Consider the following 14,172-nt stretch of genomic DNA (forward strand, 5'->3'; position numbering starts at 1 on the left):
TCCGGGCAGCCAATGGCAGGAGGCTTAGCAGTTAGCGCAAAATCGTGTTGGCAATCGCCTTGCCTAGGCTTTCCGTGGTGCCTTGCCCGCCTACATCCCGGGTAAGTACATTGGCGTTACCCTCACTTAACACTGCTTCAATGGCAGTAACCATCGCATCACCGGCTTCTTTATAGCCAAGATGCTCCAGCATCATCGCGCCTGACCAAATCTGGCCAATAGGGTTGGCGATGCCCTTGCCCGCGATATCTGGCGCACTGCCATGCACCGGCTCAAACAGGCTGGGGAAGTGGCCTTCTGGGTTGATATTCGCCGAAGGCGCAATACCGATAGTGCCGGTACAGGCGGGGCCTAAATCCGAGAGGATATCGCCGAACAAGTTGCTGCCTACCACTACGKCGAACCAGTCAGGGTGAAGCACAAAGTTGGCGGTAAGAATATCGATATGGAATTTATCCACCGCGATTTCTGGGTAGCCCTTGGCCATTTCGACCACCCGCTCATCCCAATAAGGCATAGTGATGGAGATACCGTTGGATTTGGTCGCGGAGGTAAGCTTCTTGCGCGGGCGGGTCTGGGCCAGCTCAAAGGCGTACTTCAATACGCGGTCAACGCCAGTGCGGGTCATGACCGTGTCTTGAATAACCACTTCACGTTCGGTGCCTTCAAACATTTTGCCGCCAACGCTTGAGTACTCGCCTTCGGTGTTCTCACGCACCACGTAAAAATCGATATCCCCGGGTTCGCGGCCTGCCAGCGGGCTTTTGATCCCCGGCATCAGTTTGCAGGGGCGCAGGTTGATGTACTGGTCAAAGCGACGGCGGAACTGCAGTAGTGAGCCCCACAGGGAAATATGGTCGGGCACTTTATCGGGCCAGCCCACCGCGCCATAAAACAGTGCATCGAAGCCTTTTAACTGCTCAAACCAGTCATCCGGCAGCATTTTGCCGTGTTCCAGGTAGTAATCGCAGCTACCAAATTCAAAGGTGGTGAACTCAAGGTCAATCTTAAAACGCTTGGCGGTCGCTTCAAGGGCGCGAATGCCTTCGGGCATAACTTCGGTGCCGATGCCGTCACCGGCGATAATGGCAATACGGTGGGTCATAGTGGTTCCTTATCTTGTTAGTTGCTTTTTATGCTTGTGAGTCGTGAGTCGTGAGKCGTGAGTCGTGAGTCGTGAGTCGTGAGTTGTGAGTCGTAAATAGAGTGTAGCGGCTATTTTGGCGGAGATAATCAGGCTACTATTCAAGTTATTATTGCGTGAAAGTGCAGAATGGCTGAGGAGCGATATGGCGCACCTGGATGATTTGGCGTTTTTTCAGCACTTAGCTCGGGCGGGGAGTTTAACGGCGACCGCCCGTGAGCTGGGGCTGTCGCTCTCAGCGGTGAGCAAGCGGCTAAAACAGTTGGAGGCACGCCTGGGGGTAGAGCTGGCGGCTCGCACCACGCGGCGATTGACGCTAACCGCTGAAGGCGAGCGTTATCTGGCCCGTGGCGCGCTGATTTTAGATGAGCTGGAGGAGCTGGAAAACGCACTGGGAGAGGGGGCTGATCAGGCGCTGAGCGGTCGGTTGCGGGTTAACGCCACCTTTGGTTTTGGCCGTCGCCATATCGCACCGTTGCTGTCGCGCTTTTGTGCCGAGCACCCTGAGGTGGAAGGGTGGTTAGAGCTGACCAATTTCCCGCTTAATCTTAGCGATCACGGTTTCGATATAGGCATTCGTATTGGCGAACCACCGGAGTCGCGTTTGGTAGCTCGGCGTATTTTGGCCAATCGACGGGTCCTCTGCGCGTCGCCTGCTTATATTGCTCAGGCATTACCTATCCACACGCCGGTAGATTTGCAGCAGCACGCATGCTTAGTGATTCGCGAGAACGATAGTGATTTTCCACTGTGGCGCTTTGAGCCCTGCGATCAGCGGACAAAGCTGCAATCGGTGAAGGTGAATGGTCGCTTGGCAAGCAATGACGGCGAGGTGATCACTCGCTTGGCCTTGGATGGGCATGGGGTCATGCTGCGCTCCTGGTGGGATGTAAACGAACACCTTGCCAGCGGTGCGTTAGTTGAACTGCTACCGGGCTGGCAGGGAGTGCGGGCGGATTTTTACGCGGTGTACGAGCAGCGCCGCCATGTGCCCGCCCGGCTGCGCGCCTTTATTGACTATGTCCAGCGCGAGATTGCCGGGCGGGTATCGGCAATGCCCGAGAGTTAAGGGGCTATTGGGCAGGACACCCTTCACCTTGGGTAACGTCGATTAGTTCGTCGGTGGGGAAGTCTAGTTCAGCTGCCCTCTCGCGCAGGCGGGTCTCAGTCGCGCTATCCATCTCCGGCGTGCGCGAAAGTATCCAGAGGTAGTCGCGGTTAGGGCCAGCCACAAGCGCCCATTGGTATTCATCGTCCAATTCAAGGACGTTATAGCCGCCGTAGAAGGGGCCGAAAAAGCTGACTTTCAAACGTCCGACACTCTCTTCATCAATAAAGTAGGCGCGGCCTTCGGCTTCATCCCATTCTTGATTTTCAATATTGTAGCCACGGTTGATTACCCGCACGCCGTCGTCATCGCGCAGGCTATAAGTCGCGGTCACGCAATCCAGGCCGCGTTCAAAGGAGTGATCCAAACGGGCAATTTCGAACCACTGGCCGAGGTAGCGGTCTAGCTCAAAGCCCGAAACTGGCTGCGTACCATCGGGTATGCCGGTGCAACCCGTGAGTAAGGCCATGCTGACGACGCTGCTTCCTAGCAGGTGTTTCATAACGCGCTCCTTGGCGGTGAACTATATGTGAAGGGCTATATGTAAAGAACTATATGCGATGAACTATATGGGCAATCGACTATGGTTAGTGCTATTAGCGGTTATTTTGCCATACAAGAAGGGCACGCTGGTGATGAAGTGTCTCTGTTTACATAACCCACAAAGGAGTGTTTATGTGGTGCCAACAAGAAATCCATTTTCCCGAGCTGTCGCGCGGTTTTCATCTTATTACCGATGAAGTGGCCATGGCACTACCGTGCGTAAACGACTGCCATATTGGCATGTTGCATTTACAGCTGATGCACACCTCCGCCTCGCTAACGCTGAACGAAAACACCGACCCGGATGTGCGCCACGATTTAGATGCTTTTCTGCGCAGGCTGGTGCCCGAAGATTTAGCCTATTTCCGCCATACCTTGGAGGGCCCTGACGATATGCCAGCCCATGTGATTGCCAGCTTGCTGGGGACACAGCTTACACTGGCGGTGCGGGATGGCCGTTTGGCCTTAGGAACCTGGCAGGGATTATGGTTGGGTGAACACCGTAATCAAGCTGGGCCGCGACGGTTACTGGCCACGCTAAACGGGTGTGACGCTCGTTAACCCGAGACGCCAACTCTATGCAGCGTTGCTGTATAGTAAAGGCTTTTTTTAGGCTTAGACCGCCAGTGTGGCGGTTATATATCTCCATTTTCATCCTTGAAAAGCGCTTTTAAATGCCACGACGCTCCTTTCTTCGCCTCTCCCGCCAGCGCTGGTTGCGGCTGTTCTTCTATCTTAATCTCGCTCTGGTGGTTGGGCTGATTGCCCACCAAATCTGGCTGTACGTGGCAGAGCCTAAGTTTGAATCGGTGCATACCCTGGAAGTAGCTAATATTCGTGAGGTATTAGCGGAGCGAAGCGACTACCGCTTTGCGGTGGTCGGCAATATCAATAACTCCGTGAGCGTGTTTCAAGATGAGATTGTGCCGCTGATTAACCAGGGCGGTATCGACTTTCTGATTTCGGCGGGGAATGCCGTGAATGGGGGGCAGCAGGAGAGCTATCAGGCGATCTACCGGAGTCTGGAGCTGCTTAATGTGCCTTACCTGCTCACCTACGGCGAAAATGAAGACAGTGATTTTGGTAGCTACCTGTTTTATGAATACTTTGGCCCGCACTTTTACTCCTTTGTCGCGGGCAACAGCCACTTTATCTTTCTGGACGGTACCGGAAAGTCATCCACCTCTTGGCAGCTTGACTGGTTATCCCGGGAACTGGCGGCCTCTGAAGCGCAGCATAAGTTTTTGTTTGTTGGCCTGCCGCTGCACAATGTGGTGAGCGACGCACCGCTGTTTGAAGCGGACAATTATCTCAATGATCCGCGACTGGCGGATGGCATTATGGCGCTGGCGGAAGAGCATGGGGTTGATACGGTGTTCTCCGCTAACCTAACCCTCTTCTCCCAGCAGACGGTTAACGGTGTGGATTACGTCACAACCGGCGGAGCGGGCGGTATTCTGATCGATGCCGATAGCAGCTTCCATCACTATGTTATCGTCGATGTAGCAGGCGACAATGTCGCCATTGCCCCAGTGCGATTGAACGTGGATAGCCCCGGCTGGTGGCGTATGGTCACCAGCGTCTGGTCGACGCTTTATGCATTTTTCTACGTTAGCTACACGCGGTTTTTGCTGATTGTAGGTGTACTCACGCTACTCGCCCTGCGTTTGCATCGGCTGATTTTTGAAGATCGTGATTACTATCCCGATTTTGATATTGATCCAACGCCTTTCCTGGATAAATCACTGCGCGTGGCGATGGTCTCCAATAACTATTTCCCGTTTGTTTCCGGGGTGTCGGTATCGGTGGATCGCTTGCGCAATGGCCTACGCGCCTTAGGGCACTCCATTCAGCTGTTCGTACCGCGCTATCGAGAAGCGTGGCAGGACGATAGCGCAATAAAGCGCATACCTACGCTGATGGCGTTTGGTCAGAAGCGCGAGTTCCGGCTAACCAACCCGTTTAGCGCGCGGTTTCGGCGCTGCCTGAGGGTCTTCAAGCCTGATCTTATTCACGTTCATCATCCGTTTTGGCTGGGTTCCATGGGGCTGTTTATGGGCCGTCGGCTTAAGGTGCCGGTGGTTTACACCTACCATACCCGCCTAGAGCACTATGCCCACTTTGTGCCGTTGCCTGGCGCGCTGTTTCGTAATCTGATCTCGCATTACCTGATCAAACGCTTTTCTAACCGCTGCCAGGGGGTAATTGTGCCGACCTATTCGGCAGAAGAGTATCTGCGCATGATTGGGGTTAAAACCCCTACACTGGTGCAGCCTACGGGCATTGATGTCGAGCGTTTCTCTCAAGTTGATGAGAGTGAGCTTGACGCGTTGCGCGAGCAATTAGGTGTTAGCGCTTCAGGCAAAATATTGATCAGCGTTTCGCGGATTAGCAAAGAGAAAAATATCGGTTTTATGCTGGAATCCCTCGCCGAGCTTCGGTCTCAGGGGCACGAGGATTTTCATTTGCTGCTGATTGGTGATGGGCCAGATCGCGAGGCGATACAAACTCAAATCGATACCTTAACGTTAACTTCACAGGTCTCCCTGGTGGGGGCTGTGCCTCCGGAGCGCATGGCGCTTTATTACCATCTTGGCGATCTGTTTGTGTTTGCCTCCACCTCTGAAACCCAGGGCATGGTGATCCTTGAGGCGATGTCAGCGGGACTGCCCGTGGTGGCGGTGCGTTCCAGCGGTATTGATGACGTGGTACGCCAGGGAGTCAACGGCTTCAAAACACCGCAAAATCGCCAGGCGTGGGGGCAGAAAGTGGTGGAGTTAAAAGATAACGCAGAGCTACGCCAGCAGTTGGGCAAGCAGGCCAGCCACTTTGCCGAAGAGTTTGATATCGCCAACTTTGCTTCAGCGGTGGCTAACTTCTACGCCGAAGTGCTGGCCAAGCATCACTCACCCTCACGGTGAGTCTGCTTTTTTGATGCTTGGCGCTGATTGGCATAACGTCTAAGGCCTATTAACAGGCCAACCCCGGCCGCAAGCCCGACAGCCGCTAGAATGAGCTCTTTGGCCGACGCGGCGGTGAATAGTGCACCTAGTTGGCTACCAAGTAGAATCACTGCCGCCAGCCCCGGCACGATACCCAGAGTGGAGCCGATCATATAGTCGCGAAACTTAAGGTGGAAAGCGCCCGCCAGCATGTTGGTGAGCGTGAACGGGGCGAGCGGCAGCAGGTTAATCACCGTCATGGTTCGAATGCCGCGCTTGGATAGATAGCCGGATAAACCGCGTAGATGTCGGCCGCCATAACGCATCAGCGCCTCACGGCCTAACCAGTGACCTACCCAGTAAGACACAACCGACGAGGTCAATGTGCCTAGCGTGGCGTATGCCAGCCCCCATATCGGGCCAAACAGTAAGCCTGTGACCACCACCAGTAAGCTAAGCGGAAACATTACCAGTAGGGCGCTGGCGTAAGTGACCATCACCGCGGCAAACATCCAGGGCGCGGTTCGCCACTGGCGAATGTAACCCATCAGCTCGCTAATGCGCGCCTGGTTCAGTAGGTCATAGCTCAGCAGGTCGTAGCGCTGCAGGAGGTTCCACATAAAACCTAGCAGCACGATCGCTACCAGCAGGCCAACGCCCTTGCTTAATGTTCGCGACATGCCCACTCCCATCGGCGCAAAAAAGCGCTAGCATACGCTAGCCGTCCGATGGGATGAAGATGCTTTTACACCAAGCGTTAGTTGTTGAGCTGGGCTTCTATGATCGGCCAAGCAGGGTCGCCGTCGGTGGTGGTAACGTCGGCCAGCATGGCTTCGATACGCTCTGGGTGCTCATTGATCCACTGCTCGGCCACATCCGCTAGGTCCTGCTCTTCCTGGCCAAAGGCTTGAATCATCCAGCTCTGCTCTTCGGCGGAGAAGGTGAACTGCTCAAAGAAGGTCACCACATTGGGGTTGGCTTCAGCATAATCACTGCGCAGCAGCGTCAGCACATCGCTTTCACCATTATTCTCACCGAACAGGTCTTCGGGGTCTTCCAGGTAGCGCATGGGCAGTTCAAGGTTCATCCAGTGGGGCGTCCAGCCTACCCAGACAATCGGTTCCTCACGGGAAATGGCATCACGTGCAGCGGAAAGCATGCCTACTTCACTGGTATCGACGATCTGCCAGTCGCCTAGGCCCCAAGTGTCGTTATCAATGGCATTGTGGAGAATCTCGCTGGCGGCGGAGCCTGCMCCAAAGCCATAGATCTCGCCGTCGAACTGTTCGCGATTTTCATCCAGATCAGCAAAACTTTGAATACCGCTCTCATACAGATATTCCGGCACCGCCAGGGTCATTTGTGCACCATCGACGTTATTCGCCACGTCAATCAGTACACCCGACTCCTTACGGGGATCGAACATCTCACGCTGGGCAGGCAACCAAGCCCCTAGAAAGGCGTCGATGTCGCCGCTTTCTATACCCTGGTAAATCACTTGCAGGCCGATTTCCTGGGTGCTGGTCTCGTAGCCCAGTGGGTTCAATAACTGTTCGGCGATGGCGGTCTTGACGGTAATGCCGGGCCAAGCAGGCACGCCAAAATCGAGAGTTTGATCATCAGCCTGGGCAGCCGAGGCAAATAGAGCGGTGGTGGCGAGGGCAATGCCCGAGGCGAGAGGTTTGGGGTGTGTCATAAGATCTCCTTGCTTGGTTTTATAGTCGACAGTTTTTGTCGGATAGCGGTTGTTGTTAAATAAATGAATGCCGCGTTACTCGTTGCGGGCTAGCACGCGAAGGCGTGAAGCCAGCATATCGCGGTCTAAATAGGTGCCCTGCAAATGGCGGGCGCCACTGTTGGGGTCGAACTCGCGCCGTCCATGCAGTACCCGGCGGTTATCAAAGGCGACCATCTGACCTGGGAGAAGGGTGAACTCTAGCTGGTGGGCTTCGCTGTGAAACAGTTTCCACAACAGAGCGTAGGCGCTGTACCAGGCCTCCATCTGCTCTACCGGCAGGTGAAGCGCATCGCGAATCCAGTTGTTTAAGCGCATTTCGACCAGGTTACCCGCGCTATCCAGGGTGATCACCGGTGCCCGCATGGAAATATCGTGGGTTTCATCCTGAAAGCGAAAGTCGATGGGCGTTTCGCTAAGAATCGCGAGCGCTGCCGGGTCTTGCTGGCGCAAGGCCTCGACCACACGCGCACCATCGGCAAACAACGACTCGCCACCAGTGGCGCCGTTTTGCAGGCAGTAGAGCAACTGGATATCCGGCGGTTGGCGCCAGTTGGGCAGATCGATGTGCAGCGGCAGCCCCACGGCGGTATAGGCCGCGTTATTGGGGTTGGGTTTGGAGCGCACGTCAAAGCGGGCACCAAAGTTGGTGGCACGCAGGGGGCCAATACGCTCGGCTAAACGGCTCACTTCCTCTTCCACCAGGGGGCCATCGGTCATCAATGCCAGCCCGTCCCGCAGCATGGCAGTGAGCCAAGCTTTCTCGCCTTCAGGGGTTAAAAAGTCGCTATGGCGAATGCGCTCGGGAGCAAAGTTATCTTCCCATGGCGCGACTTTTGGAACGGCTGAAGTAAGCGCGGTTTCTGGGCGGCGCTGGTATAGCCAGCCGCTATGAAAGGCGCTGACGTGACCATCCTGCCAGGTAAGGTGTAAGTGGCCCTCCGTCAGCGCAACGCTGGGCGGCTCAGTGATGGGATCAAGAGGCAAGTAGAGCCGTTCGCGGGTCTGCGGATGACGGCAGGCCGGGCAGGCGCAGTGGTCGCGCAGCCAGAGCAGGGGCAGGGTGGTTTGCTGACCGTCTTGCCACTCCAGTGCCATCCCCTTTTGAGTCAGCGTCGCGTGGGTGAGTGCCGGGCCTGATTGGTAAGGGCTTAGTTCGCCCATTTCAGGTGAATGGGGTGCCGTTGGTGAGGTTTGTAACGCGCTATTCATGATAACTCCAGGTAACTCCCATAGCGGCAGTGCCCCAGCAGTATGGATGTAAGGGCTTTGCTTAAAGGGCTTTACATAAAAGGTGTACGTAAGTGCTATCTAGGATGGGGAGTAGCCGCGGCAGTGACAAACGATTAATCTGACCCCTAAGATGTCATTTTACTTATAGGTCTCTTTTCCATGAGCCAGTTGCCGCCATTGCTATGGCTACAAGCCTTTGAATCTGCGGCGCGTACGTTGAGTTTTACCGCCGCGGGAAATGAGTTGGGCGTCACTCAGGCAGCGATTAGTCAGCGTGTTCGCTTGCTGGAAGACCGCGTGGGGCAGAAGCTGTTTGTACGCCATGCGCGCAGCTTAACCCTCACCCCCGCCGGGCAAGCCTGGCTGCCGAGCATTCACGATGCCTTTGTGCGTATCAGCGAAGGCACCTTGGAAGTATTCGGTAGTACGACAGAGCAGCCGGTGACGCTGCGTGCCACGCCGGCGATTCAGCAGTCTTGGCTGGCGCCGCGCTTAATGGCTTTCCATCGCGCTCACCCCCAAGTGGCGATTCGTCTGGTAAGCGCTATCTGGCCCGATGACTTTGGCCCCGAAGGGGCGGATATTGAGATTCGCTATGGCAAAGGGGAGTGGACGGGCATCGAAATGCAGCCGCTAGGCGAAGAGCAATTACTGCCTGTTTGCTCGCAAGCCCTAGCTGAGACGCTAACCGCGCCAAGCGATTTGGCTGGGCATACGCTGCTACACGCCGTGGGGTTTGGCGTGGGGTGGCCGGGGTGGCTGCAGGAAGCGGGAGTTGCTCATCTGGAAGCGCAGTGCTGGTCGCTCACGTGCGATAACCAGGTGATGACGCTGGCGCTTGCTAGTCAGGGCGGTGGCGTTGCGTTAACTCATCGACGCTTAATGGAGCAGCGTAGCGATTTGGTGGCACCTTTTGAGCTGAGTGTGCCCAGCGATGAACGCTTCTGGCTGGTGCGCCCTAGCCGACGCCACGTTAGCGACGAAGCCGCGCTGGTGTGGCAGTGGCTTTGCGATTCAATATGATAAGTGGTTATTGTTGTTTTAAGGTCTTTTTGCCAATTTTCTTGCCATTTTGGTGCAGCCGTGAAGAATGATGCGCCTTCATTGTTTAAAAAGGCGTGATTTTCATGGACTTTACCCTTCCTCCTTTGCTGACATCGCTGGTGGATCGCGGCAACGGCTTGCTCTGGGGCAGCGTGCTGATTTACCTGCTGATTGGTGCAGGCCTCTATTTCACAGTGATGACCCGCGGTATTCAGCTGCGCTATTTCGGCCATATGTTTAAGCTGCTGCGTAGCTCACGCCAATCAAACGGCGGTATCTCTTCGTTTCAAGCGCTCTCAACAAGTCTGGCGGCCCGGGTAGGCACCGGTAACCTGGCGGGTGTCGCGGTGGCTATTTATTTTGGTGGCCCTGGGGCCATTTTCTGGATGTGGATGACCGCAATGGTTGGGATGGCGACCAGCTTTGTGGAGTCCACCCTGGCCCAGGCGTATAAAACCGACCACGGCGACAACACTTTCCGCGGCGGCCCGGCGCGTTATATTGAGCGTGGTTTGGGCTTGCGCTGGCTGGCTGTGCTGTTCTCTATCTGTTTGATTATTGCCTTTGGGTTGGCGTTTAACAGCGTTCAGGCCAACTCTATCGCCCAGGCCATGGAACAGGCGTTCGCTATTCCCACCTGGGCCATGGGGATAGTCTTGATGGTCATTGTGGCGCCGATCATCTTTGGCGGTTTGAAGTCGATTGCCAAGGTGGCTGAACTGGTGGTTCCGCTCATGGCGCTGCTCTACTTAATTCTGGCGCTGGTGGTAGTGGGGTTGAATATCAGTGACTTGCCCGCAGCGATCATGACCATTGTGCGCAGTGCTTTTGGCTTTGAGCAGGCGGCCGGTGGGGCAGTAGGCTACGCGGTATCCCAGGCGATTATGAACGGTATTCAGCGCGGGCTGTTTTCAAATGAAGCGGGTATGGGCTCGGCGCCCAATGCCGCGGCAACGGCCTCTACGCGGCCAGATCATCCTGCTGCCCAGGGCTTTATTCAGATGCTCGGGGTGTTTCTGGATACGCTGGTGATTTGCACAGCCACGGCGGCGATCATCATTATGGCGGGGCCGGAGCTGATGGCGGGCGATGAGAACAACGGCATTCAGTTGACCCAAATGGCGCTTTCCAGCCATGTGGGCGATTGGGGCGGTATGTTTATCGCGGTGGCGATTCTGCTGTTTGCGTTTACCTCGGTGATTGCCAACTACTCCTACGGTGAGTCCAACATTGAGTATCTGGCCGGGCGCCGCGCCCCGGTTGCCGTGTTTATTTACCGCTTAGCGGTGCTGGCGATGATTATGATTGGCTCGGTGGCAAGCCTGGGGGCGATTTGGAACTTCGCCGACCTTTCCATGGGGATGATGGCGATTATTAACCTTGTCGCTATTCTGCTTCTCTCGCCAGTAGCTTTCGCACTCTTCCGCGACTACGAAGCGCAGTTGAAAGCGGGCAAAGAGCCTGTGTTTGATCCCAGCCTTTTTCCCAAGCTGGTTAATAAAGTTGATCCCAAGGCCTGGCCCAAGAAGTAATCGAGCTTAAGTAAACGAGGTAGAGCCATTTTATACACTGGCTGTGCCCTGCTTCGCATTTTGCGTCGCGGGGCTTTTTTATTGGCCGTCACATGATTCGATTTAATCGAATACAAGTCGGAAAACGTTGCGCTTTTGCATATTGGAAAGCGCCGTAGAATAGCTTCCAATCCTTCCCTATACTTTTTGGAGCTTTCAATGACGACCCGTGCCCTGGTAATTACCTCTTCTATTCTGGCTGAGAACGGCCAATCCATTGCGTTGGCTAATCGCTTTATCGAGCAGGCGAGCGCCCGCAACAATGTAAACGTTACTCAGCGTGACGTGGTGAAAACCTCGCTCCCTCACCTGGATATTAGCGAATTGGGGGCTTGGCAAGTGGTGGACGCAGAGCGTACCGCTGAGCAGCAGGCGTTAGCCGCGCGTTCGGACGAACTGCTGGCTGAGCTAAGCGCCAATGATGTGCTGGTCTTTGCGGTACCGATGTACAACCTGGGTATTCCTTCACAGCTGAAGGCGTGGTTTGACCGTGTACTGCGTGCCGGTGAAACGTTCCGCTATACCGAAAACGGCCCGCAAGGGTTGGTAGAAGGCAAGCGAGCGATTATTCTGGCAGCGCGGGGTGGACAGTACGCGGGAACTGAATTTGACAGCCAAACACCCCACCTGAAAGCCATGCTAGGGCTGATGGGAATTAAAGAGGTAGACGTGGTCTATGCTGAAGGCCTGAATTTGGGTGAGCAGCAGCGCGAAGCTGCAATAAAAGAAGCTTTTCAAGCGATCGATCAATTGGTTGAGGGGCTTTAAGCGCGTTTAGAAGCGCTCTCAAGGCATATCTCAAAGCATAGAAGGATAATCACATGGCTCGGCCGGAATTACTTGAACAGATCTACACCATTGTCGATCAAATTCCGCCTGGGCGTGTGACCACCTATGGTCGCATTGCCGCCATGACCGAAGGCGCCACGCCGCGCATGGTGGGTTCGGCGATGCGCCACCTGCCGGATGGCCACCAGTTGCCCTGGCACCGCGTGATTGCCTCCTCTTTGAAGCTTGCCGATCACGGCGGCGCAGAACGCCAGCACCGCAAATTGCGCGATGAGGGGGTGTTGTTCGATGCCAAAGGTCGAGTGCCAGCGCACCTCGTCTGGCCTGATTAAACTATATAAAACGCTTTTAGAAACAACAACGCCGCCCAATTTGGGCGGCGTTGTTGTATTTATGAATTACGTTGGTGAGCCTTCTCACGATTCACGATTCACGATTCACGATTCACGATTCACGATTCAATCCTCCAAATTAGCCCCCGATTTCCACGACCAGTCACGCCAGCGTAGGTCAAACAGATCCTTGCGGCGGTCTTTAAGGTTGGTCACCGAACCTTCGGCTCGTACCACCGTTAGGCGGGTTAGATCCAGATCCGAGAAGAAGATCATCTCGGTGTTGGGCGTGGTTTCCGCCAGTACCGCATCATGGGGGAAGGCGAAGTCCGACGGCGAGAACACCGCTGATTGGGCGTACTGGATATCCAGGTTTTCAATCGAGGGCAGGTTGCCGACGCTGCCGCAGAGTACCACGTAGCACTCGTTCTCAATCGCCCGCGCCTGACTGCAGTGGCGCACCCGCAGGTAACCGTTTTTGGTGTCGGTCCAGAAGGGCACAAACAGAATGTCCATATCCTGGTCGGCCAGCAGACGGCCAAGTTCTGGGAACTCAACGTCGTAGCAGATCAGGATGCCTACGCGGCCTGCGTCGGTATCAAACACCTGCAGCTCATCGCCGCCCTCGATCACCCAGTCGCGGCGCTCTTGGGGGGTAATGTGCAGCTTGGCTTGGCGCTCAACGGTGCCGTCGCGGTGGAACAGGTAGGCGATGTTGTAGAGGCGATCATCGTCGCCCACTTCAATCATCGAGCCGCCGACAATATTGATATTGTAGGAGACCGCCATACGCGACAGTTCAGTCTTAAAACGTTCGGTGAAACCGGCCAAAAAGCGAATCGCGCCCATTTGATCTTGCTGGGCAGCACGGTCTTGCAGGCCCATCAACGGCGCGTTAAACAGCTCTGGGAAAACGGCGAAGTCACTTTGGTAGTCGGAGAGCGCGTCGACGAAGTATTCGATCTGCTGTAGCGCGGCTTCTACCGATGAGAACTCACGCATCTGCCACTGCACCGCACCCACTCGCACCTGAGTCGGTTTGTTGTCGAGCACGCTGGCCGCGGGCTCAAACAGAATGTTATTCCACTCAAGCAAGGTGGCGTAACCGCGAGACTGCTCATCTTCCGGCAGGTATTTGCGCAGTAGGCGTTTTACCTGAAAGTCGTTGGCCTGCTGGAAAGACAGAATCGGATCGTAGATCTCTTTGCGGGAGACTTTATCGATGTATTGAGCAGGCGTGAGCTCATCGGCGTGCTGGTGGTACTCAGGAATACGCCCACCGGCAAGGATCGCCCGCAGGTTCATTGAGCGGCACAGCTCTTTACGTGCTTCGTAAAGGCGGCGGCCCAGGCGATAGCCCCGGTAATCCGGGTGAATCAGCACATCCAGCCCGTACATGGCGTCGCCATCCTCGTCGTTGAGGATGATCTCGCGATGGCCGATCAGGTCATCGTACTTATGCGGGTTGGAGAATTCGTCGTAATCCACCTGCACGGTGAGCGCTACGCCCACCAGAAGGCCGTCGTCTTCAATGGCAATTTGGCCGTCGGGAAATTCCTGAATTAATTTGTCGATGGTGTGCTTCGGCCATGACCCGCCGATATCGTGATAGACGGCGTCCATCAATGTCTTGAGCTGATCGTAGTCATCGCTCATTAGGTTGCGCAGATTAAGATGCAGTTCTTCCAGGGACATATCAGGGCTTCCCAGCGTTAGAAATCGACAGCCATT

13 protein-coding genes are annotated in these 14,172 nt (G+C 55.3%); 7 read left to right on the top strand and 6 right to left on the bottom strand.

The features are described from left to right. Positions 1–31 precede the first annotated feature (31 nt). Positions 32–1,105 (bottom strand): tartrate dehydrogenase, encoded by a 1,074-nt coding sequence (locus tag HALO_RS08310; RefSeq protein ID WP_050713304.1) that lies wholly within the window; start codon positions 1,103–1,105, stop codon positions 32–34. Positions 1,106–1,289: 184 nt separating this feature from the next. On the opposite strand from HALO_RS08310, the gene HALO_RS08315 reads away from it, so the two are divergent. Beyond that, a complete protein-coding gene (locus tag HALO_RS08315) occupies positions 1,290–2,213 on the top strand; it encodes a LysR family transcriptional regulator (RefSeq protein ID WP_035584198.1) in 924 nt (307 codons plus the stop codon). A gap of 4 nt (positions 2,214–2,217) precedes the next feature. On the opposite strand, the gene HALO_RS08320 is transcribed toward HALO_RS08315, so the two are convergent. Next, entirely contained in the window at positions 2,218–2,754 is a 537-nt protein-coding gene (locus HALO_RS08320) for a lipocalin family protein (protein WP_035584195.1), read from the bottom strand. A 173-nt stretch (positions 2,755–2,927) separates the two neighbouring features. Here HALO_RS08320 and HALO_RS08325 point away from each other — a divergent pair, with 173 nt between their 5' ends. Together HALO_RS08325 and HALO_RS08330 are read left to right on the top strand one after the other, a co-directional pair. Then, entirely contained in the window at positions 2,928–3,356 is a 429-nt protein-coding gene (locus HALO_RS08325) for a secondary thiamine-phosphate synthase enzyme YjbQ (protein WP_035584192.1), read from the top strand. Between the two features lie 113 nt (positions 3,357–3,469). After that, positions 3,470–5,716 (top strand): glycosyltransferase, encoded by a 2,247-nt coding sequence (locus tag HALO_RS08330; protein ID WP_035584189.1) that lies wholly within the window; start codon positions 3,470–3,472, stop codon positions 5,714–5,716. On the opposite strand, the gene HALO_RS08335 is transcribed toward HALO_RS08330, so the two are convergent. The 3 genes from HALO_RS08335 to HALO_RS08345 form a co-directional block, all read right to left on the bottom strand. Further along, positions 5,698–6,417: a TVP38/TMEM64 family protein gene (locus tag HALO_RS08335; protein WP_035584187.1), complete on the bottom strand. Its 720-nt coding sequence runs from the start codon at positions 6,415–6,417 to the stop codon at positions 5,698–5,700. The genes HALO_RS08330 and HALO_RS08335 overlap by 19 nt on opposite strands. 77 nt (positions 6,418–6,494) lie before the next feature. Beyond that, complete coding sequence (locus HALO_RS08340; protein WP_035584185.1) at positions 6,495–7,433, bottom strand: ABC transporter substrate-binding protein; 939 nt, start codon at positions 7,431–7,433, stop codon at positions 6,495–6,497. A 75-nt stretch (positions 7,434–7,508) separates the two neighbouring features. Then, positions 7,509–8,684, bottom strand: coding sequence for a TauD/TfdA family dioxygenase (locus HALO_RS08345; RefSeq protein WP_035584182.1), 1,176 nt, complete (start codon positions 8,682–8,684; stop codon positions 7,509–7,511). Between the two features lie 180 nt (positions 8,685–8,864). Here HALO_RS08345 and HALO_RS08350 point away from each other — a divergent pair, with 180 nt between their 5' ends. The 4 genes from HALO_RS08350 (at position 8,865) to HALO_RS08365 (ending at position 12,441) form a co-directional block, all read left to right on the top strand. Continuing rightward, on the top strand, positions 8,865–9,728 hold the full coding sequence (locus HALO_RS08350; protein ID WP_035584179.1) for a LysR substrate-binding domain-containing protein: 864 nt from the start codon (positions 8,865–8,867) through the stop codon (positions 9,726–9,728). A gap of 104 nt (positions 9,729–9,832) precedes the next feature. Further along, positions 9,833–11,281 carry an alanine/glycine:cation symporter family protein gene (locus HALO_RS08355; protein WP_035584176.1) on the top strand — a complete coding sequence of 483 codons (1,449 nt, stop codon included), beginning with the start codon at positions 9,833–9,835 and terminating at the stop codon, positions 11,279–11,281. A gap of 198 nt (positions 11,282–11,479) precedes the next feature. Continuing rightward, complete coding sequence (locus HALO_RS08360) at positions 11,480–12,088, top strand: FMN-dependent NADH-azoreductase (RefSeq protein WP_035584174.1); 609 nt, start codon at positions 11,480–11,482, stop codon at positions 12,086–12,088. Positions 12,089–12,141: 53 nt separating this feature from the next. After that, entirely contained in the window at positions 12,142–12,441 is a 300-nt protein-coding gene (locus HALO_RS08365) for an MGMT family protein (protein ID WP_022522712.1), read from the top strand. Positions 12,442–12,567: 126 nt separating this feature from the next. On the opposite strand, the gene HALO_RS08370 is transcribed toward HALO_RS08365, so the two are convergent. Then, complete coding sequence (locus HALO_RS08370; protein ID WP_035584172.1) at positions 12,568–14,136, bottom strand: carbon-nitrogen hydrolase family protein; 1,569 nt, start codon at positions 14,134–14,136, stop codon at positions 12,568–12,570. Positions 14,137–14,172 lie beyond the last annotated feature (36 nt).

It is taken from the genome of Halomonas sp. R57-5, assembly GCF_900070345.1.
GTDB classification, from domain to species: Bacteria; Pseudomonadota; Gammaproteobacteria; order Pseudomonadales; family Halomonadaceae; genus Vreelandella; species Vreelandella ventosae_B.

What these genes read in the sequence shown, in the direction of transcription:
- HALO_RS08335 (WP_035584187.1), bottom strand. Translation starts at nt 6,417, where the DNA reads ATGTCGCGAACATTAAGCAAGGGCGTTGGCCTGCTGGTAGCGATCGTG.
- HALO_RS08370 (WP_035584172.1), bottom strand. Translation starts at nt 14,136, where the DNA reads ATGTCCCTGGAAGAACTGCATCTTAATCTGCGCAACCTAATGAGCGAT.
- HALO_RS08320 (WP_035584195.1), bottom strand. Translation starts at nt 2,754, where the DNA reads ATGAAACACCTGCTAGGAAGCAGCGTCGTCAGCATGGCCTTACTCACG.
- HALO_RS08355 (WP_035584176.1), top strand. Translation starts at nt 9,833, where the DNA reads ATGGACTTTACCCTTCCTCCTTTGCTGACATCGCTGGTGGATCGCGGC.
- HALO_RS08325 (WP_035584192.1), top strand. Translation starts at nt 2,928, where the DNA reads ATGTGGTGCCAACAAGAAATCCATTTTCCCGAGCTGTCGCGCGGTTTT.
- HALO_RS08365 (WP_022522712.1), top strand. Translation starts at nt 12,142, where the DNA reads ATGGCTCGGCCGGAATTACTTGAACAGATCTACACCATTGTCGATCAA.
- HALO_RS08345 (WP_035584182.1), bottom strand. Translation starts at nt 8,684, where the DNA reads ATGAATAGCGCGTTACAAACCTCACCAACGGCACCCCATTCACCTGAA.
- HALO_RS08360 (WP_035584174.1), top strand. Translation starts at nt 11,480, where the DNA reads ATGACGACCCGTGCCCTGGTAATTACCTCTTCTATTCTGGCTGAGAAC.
- HALO_RS08330 (WP_035584189.1), top strand. Translation starts at nt 3,470, where the DNA reads ATGCCACGACGCTCCTTTCTTCGCCTCTCCCGCCAGCGCTGGTTGCGG.
- HALO_RS08315 (WP_035584198.1), top strand. Translation starts at nt 1,290, where the DNA reads ATGGCGCACCTGGATGATTTGGCGTTTTTTCAGCACTTAGCTCGGGCG.
- HALO_RS08350 (WP_035584179.1), top strand. Translation starts at nt 8,865, where the DNA reads ATGAGCCAGTTGCCGCCATTGCTATGGCTACAAGCCTTTGAATCTGCG.